Source organism: Rhodomicrobium sp. R_RK_3, assembly GCF_002198715.1.
Lineage (GTDB): Bacteria > Pseudomonadota > Alphaproteobacteria > Rhizobiales > Rhodomicrobiaceae > R-RK-3.
In genome coordinates this window covers 344,157-349,753 of record NZ_MWLK01000015.1, presented here as the reverse complement: position 1 = coordinate 349,753, position 5,597 = coordinate 344,157, and the positions used below count along the sequence as shown (strand labels likewise).

Genomic DNA, 5,597 nt, shown 5'->3' with positions numbered 1-5,597 from the left:
ATCGGCGGCGACCTCGCGCGCGGCTATCTCGGCCAGCCCGGCTTCACCGCCGAGCGTTTCCTGCCCGATCCCTTCGCCGGCGACGGCTCGCGGCTCTACCGCACCGGCGACATCGTCCGGCTGATGGCGGATGGGCAGGTCGAATATCTGGGCCGCGCCGATGCGCAGATGAAGCTGCGCGGCTTCCGTATCGAGCCGGGCGAGATCGAAGCCGCCCTCGCCGAAGAGGAGACGGTCGCCGAGGCCGCCGCCGTACTAAAACACGGCCCGGCGGGCGCGCGCCTCATCGCCTATGTCACCCCCACGCCGGGCGCCGCCCCCGACCCGGCGACCTTGCGGGCAAAGCTCGCCGCCAAACTTCCGGCGTATATGGTCCCCGCCCGCATCCTCGTGCTGGCCGCCATGCCGCATAACAGCAACGGCAAGCTCGACCGCGCCGTCCTCCCCGATCCCATCGACGACGCTGCCGAAACCACCATCGCCCCCACGACCGATCTCGAGCACCAGATCGCCGCCATCTGGCGCGACGTGCTCAAGCTCGAGACTATCGGCACCGACCAGAATTTCTTCGAAATCGGCGGCGATTCCATCCTCAGCCTGCAGATCGTCGCCCGCGCGCGCCAACAGGGCATCATCCTCGCGCCACGCGACCTGTTCGAGCGGCAAACCATCGCCGAACTCGCCGCAATCGCCCGCATAGCGCCTACCGAGACCGGCGATCCCGAGCCCGACGCAGCCGGCCCCGCGCCGCTGACGCCGATCCAAAGCTGGTTCTTCGCGCAAGCCATGCCGAACCGCGACGACTGGAACCAGCGCATCATTATCGCCTCCGAAGCGCCGCTCGATCTCGGCCTGCTGCGTCAATCCCTCCTCCATGTCGCCGAGCGCCACGACGCTCTGCGCTTCCGCTTTTGCGAACAAGCGCCGGGCACCTGGGTGCAAGAGGCAACGCCACTGCCGTCCCAAGACATCCTCTGGGAGCGCGACGTCGCACACGACGCTGAACTCGACGCCTATTTCGCGGAAGCCGACCGCAGCCTCGACCTTCAGCGCGGCAAGCTGATCCAGGCAGCCGCCGCGCGCTTGCCGGACGGACGCCTCAAGCTCCTGATCGCCATCCACCACCTTGCCGTCGACGCCGTATCCTGGCGGATTCTCGTCGATGAACTCGAAGCCACCTACAAAGCCCTCGCCGCAGGCGCGCCGCCGCCCGCCCTGCCTCGCACCGCAACCTATGCCCAAGCGGCCCACGCCCTCGCCCGGCACGCTGCCGAACCCGCCGTCACGCAGCAGCTCGGCTATTGGTCGCGGCTGGGCGGCGTGCGCACCGGCCTGCCCCGCGATCATGCGCAAGGCGAAAACCTGCGCCGCCACGCCCGCCAGATCACCCGCAGCCTTGCGCCGGAGGACACCCGGCGCCTGCTCACCCAATCCGTCGCCGCCTACCGCACCCGCCCCGACGAGCTTCTGCTCACCGCCATCGCCCGCGTCTTCCGCCGCTGGAGCGGCTTCCCCGACATGCTCATCGATGTCGAGCGGCACGGGCGCGACGCGTTCGGCGACCGGCTCGATGTCAGCCGCAGCATCGGCTGGTTCACCAGCGTTTTCCCCGTCCGACTCGGGACGCATGGCGATCTCGGCCAGGCCATCAAATCCGTGAAGGAGGCGATGCGGCAGGCGCCCGAAAACGGCGCGGGCTACGGGTTGCTGAAATATCTCGGCACGCCCGAGGAGCGCGCGCACATGGCCGCGCTGCCGCAGGCGGAAATCGCCTTCAACTATCTCGGCCGCCTCGACACCGGCGCACGCCCCGGCGCGCTGTTCACCGCCGACGCCGCCGACCTGCGGCTGAGCACCGGCGACGACGCCCCGCTCGGCGCACTGATCGCCATCGACGCGCTGGTCGCCGGGGACGTGCTGCAGGCGCGCTGGACATTTTCCGCCGGCATCTTCGCCGCCGAAACCGTCGAACGCCTCGCCGACGCGGCGATGGCCGAATTGCGCGCCATCCTCGGCCATTGCGAAACCGCCAGCGGCGCGACGCCCTCCGACTTCCCCGGCGCCCGCCTCAGCCAGACCCAGCTCGACGGCCTGACCCTGCCCTGGCGCGGCATCGAGGATGTCTATCCGCTGACCCCGGTGCAGCAGGGCATCCTGTTCCACGCCCTGTACGAGCCGGGCGCGACCGTCTATGTCAACCAGTTGCAGGTCGCCATCGGCGGCCTCGACCCCGAACGCTTCACCGCCGCCTGGGAGGCTTGCGTCACGCAGCACGCGATCCTGCGCAGCGGCTTCTTCTGGACCGATCAGCTCGAGCGGCCGGTGCAGGCGGTTTTCCGTTCCGCGAAATGGCCGGTCACGCGGATGGACTGGCGGGGGGAAGCAGAGCTCGAGGCGAAACTTGCAGCGCTCGCCCAAGCGGAACGCGAAAAGCCTTTTAACCTGTCCGAGCCGCCGCTCATGCGTATGAGCCTCATCCGCGCCAGCGAGACGGAATGGCGGATGCTCTGGACCTGCCATCATCTCCTGCTCGACGGCTGGAGCAATGCGCTGCTGCTCGCCGAAGTGCTGCGCATCTATGCCGGCGGCACCGCGAAACCCGCGCCGACGCTGCGTTTCGGCGATTATGTCGCCTGGCTCGGCAAGCGCGACCAGGCCGCCGACGCAGCCTTCTGGCGCGCGCGGCTGAAACCGCTCGAGGAACCGGCCGCCATCGCGGACGCATTCGGCGGCGATGCCGTGGCGGGCGGTCATGGCCGCCGCACCGCACCGCTCGGCGAGGAGCGCATGGCGGCGCTGACGGCCGTTGCGCGGCGCGAGCGGGTGACGCTGAACACGCTGATCGAGGCAGCCTGGGCGCTGACATTGAAGCGATTTACCGGGCGCGGCACGGTCTGCTTCGGCCTGACGGTCGCCGGGCGGCCGGCGGATTTGACCGGCGTCGAGACGGGCGTCGGGCTGTTCATCAATACCGTCCCGGTCGTCATCACGCCGCCCGCCGATCAGCCGGCCGGGGCTTGGCTGCGCGCCCTGCAGCAGGAGCGCGCGGCGATGCTCGACCACCAATACGCCCCGCTCGCCGAGATCCAAACCCTTGCCGGACGCGCCGGACGCCCGCTCTTCGACGCGCTGCTGGTGTTCGAGAACTACCCCATCGATGCGGCCCTGTCGGGCGATGCCGCCCACGGCCTGCGCTTCGGGACGCCGGTTGCCACGGAGACGACCAACTATCCGCTGACGCTCGCCGTGCTGCCGGGCGTGGCGCCGTCGCTGCAATGGAGCTTTCTCTGCGCGCGTTTCAGCGCGGCCGAGATCGAGCGCATCGAGCGGCAATTCCTGCACGCCCTCGATAGCCTGACCGCCGATGCCGAACGGCCCGTCGGCGCGCTGCCGCTGGCGCTTGCCGATGATATGCCCGTTGCCGCCCGCGAGTGTTTTCCGGCGGGCGCGCCGGTGCATGAGCGGATCGCGGAGTTGGCCCGCCGCCAGCCGAATGCCGCCGCGCTGAGCCTGGACGGCGCTACCCTGACCTATGCCGAGTTGGACGCCCGCGCCAATCGCCTCGCCCATCGCCTCATCCGCGAGGGGGTCCGGCCGGGCGAGATCGTCGCCATCGCGGCGGAGCGCTCCTTCGAGCTGATCGCGGGAGTGCTGGCGATCCTGAAAGCGGGCGCAGCCTATCTGCCGCTCGATCCCGCATACCCGGACGAGCGCCTGGCCTTCATGCTGGCCGATGCGGGCGCGCGCAAACTGCTCGCCCAACCCCGGCTCGCCGCCCGCTTTGCGGCTTTCGATGCCGCCGTCATCGGCCTGGACGACGGCGACGATGCCCCGACGGCGGCACCCATCGTGCCGCTCAGCCCCGCCCACCCGGCCTATGTCATCTACACATCCGGCTCGACCGGCCGCCCGAAAGGCGTCGTCGTCACGCATGAGAACGTGGCGCGGCTGCTCGATGCGACGCGCGACTGGTTCCGGTTCGGCCCCGGCGATGTCTGGACGCTGTTCCACTCCTACGCTTTCGACTTCTCCGTCTGGGAGATCTTCGGCGCGCTGGCGCATGGCGGGCGGCTGGTGATCGTGCCGCATTTCACCGCGCGCGAGCCGGACGCCTTCCTCGACCTGCTGACGCGAGAACGGGTAACCGTGCTGAACCAGACGCCGTCCGCCTTCCGCCCGCTGATGCAGGCCGCTATCGCGCGCGCGGAAAAACCGGATCTGGCGCTGCGGCAGGTGATCTTCGGCGGCGAGGCGCTAGAGGTGACATCGCTGGCGCCCTGGTTCGCGCGCTTCGGCGACGAGACGCCGCGCCTCGTCAACATGTATGGCATCACCGAGACCACGGTGCATGTCACCTGCCGGCCGATCCGCGCCGCCGATCTTGCTGGGGCCGCGAAAAGCCCGATCGGCGAGCCGATCCCGGACCTCGGCCTCGTCATTTTCGACGAAGCGATGCTCCCGGCCCCGCCCGGCGTCGCGGGCGAGCTTTATGTCGGCGGCGCGGGCCTGGCGTCGGGCTATCTCGGCCGCCCGGGCCTCACCGCCGAGCGCTTCGTGCCCGACCCGTTCGGCGCGGATGGCGGCCGGCTCTACCGCACCGGCGACAAGGCCGTGCGCCGCGCCGATGGCGGCATCGACTATCTCGGCCGCATCGACCAGCAGGTGAAGATCCGCGGCTTCCGCATCGAACTCGGCGAGGTCGAGGCGCAGTTGCGGGCGGCGCCAAACGTGCGCGACGCGGCGGTGATCGCGCGGGACGGCGCGGGCGGCACGCAGCTCATCGCCTATGTCGCGCCGGAGGATGCGGGCGCCGCCTCGCTCAAGGCGCGGCTGTCGGCGGCGCTGCCCGATTACATGGTGCCGTCGCAGATCATCGGTTTGCCGCGCCTGCCGCTGACGGAAAACGGCAAGCTCGACCGGCGCGCTCTGCCCGATCCGCGCGGCCTCGCTACCCGCTACGAAGCGCCGGTCACCGAGACCGAGCGGAAGCTGGCGGCGATCTGGGCGGAAGCGCTCGGCGTCGCCGAGCCGGGACGCGAGGATGATTTCTTCGAGCTTGGCGGCCATTCGCTGATCGCGGCGCAGGCGCATATGCGGCTGAAGCGGGATTTCGGCGTCGAGCTGCCGCTGCGGGCGCTGTTCGAGGCACGCAGCTTGTGGCGGCTGGCGGCGCTGATCGACGAGGCGACGGGCGGCGCGGCGCGGGATGAGGCGGAGCTGCGGGAAATCGAGGCGCTGATGGACGAGTTGGAGGCATCGTGAGTTTACAGGCAACCGATCTCGCCCGGCGTTTTGCTGGGCTGGCGCCGGAAAAGCGGGTGATTTTTCTGGAGCGGCTCGCCGAGCGCGGCATCGATTTTGCCGTGCTACCGCTGCTCGCCGCGCCGCGCGGGGAGGGTTCGACGCAGTTTCCGCTGTCGGCGGCGCAGGCGCGGCTGTGGTTTCTGGCCCAGCTCGGCGGGTCGGCGGCGGTCTATCACATCGCGGGGGGCCTGCGGCTGTCGGGGACGCTGGATGAGGCGGCGCTGCGGCGGGCGCTGGACCGGCTGGTGGAGCGGCACGAGGCGCTGCGGACACGGATGCGGCGGCTGCCCGGC

General features: G+C 70.3%; 2 protein-coding genes. Both read left to right on the top strand.

The genetic code is table 11. The annotated features are described in order from the left end of the window. The coding region (locus tag BLEFHOIH_RS08375; protein WP_125461631.1) for a non-ribosomal peptide synthetase at positions 1-5,262 on the top strand (5,262 nt) is incomplete at its 5' end. Next, on the top strand, positions 5,259-5,597 hold a 339-nt coding region (locus BLEFHOIH_RS27220; RefSeq protein WP_245296914.1), incomplete at its 3' end, for a condensation domain-containing protein. The genes BLEFHOIH_RS08375 and BLEFHOIH_RS27220, both read left to right, overlap by 4 nt.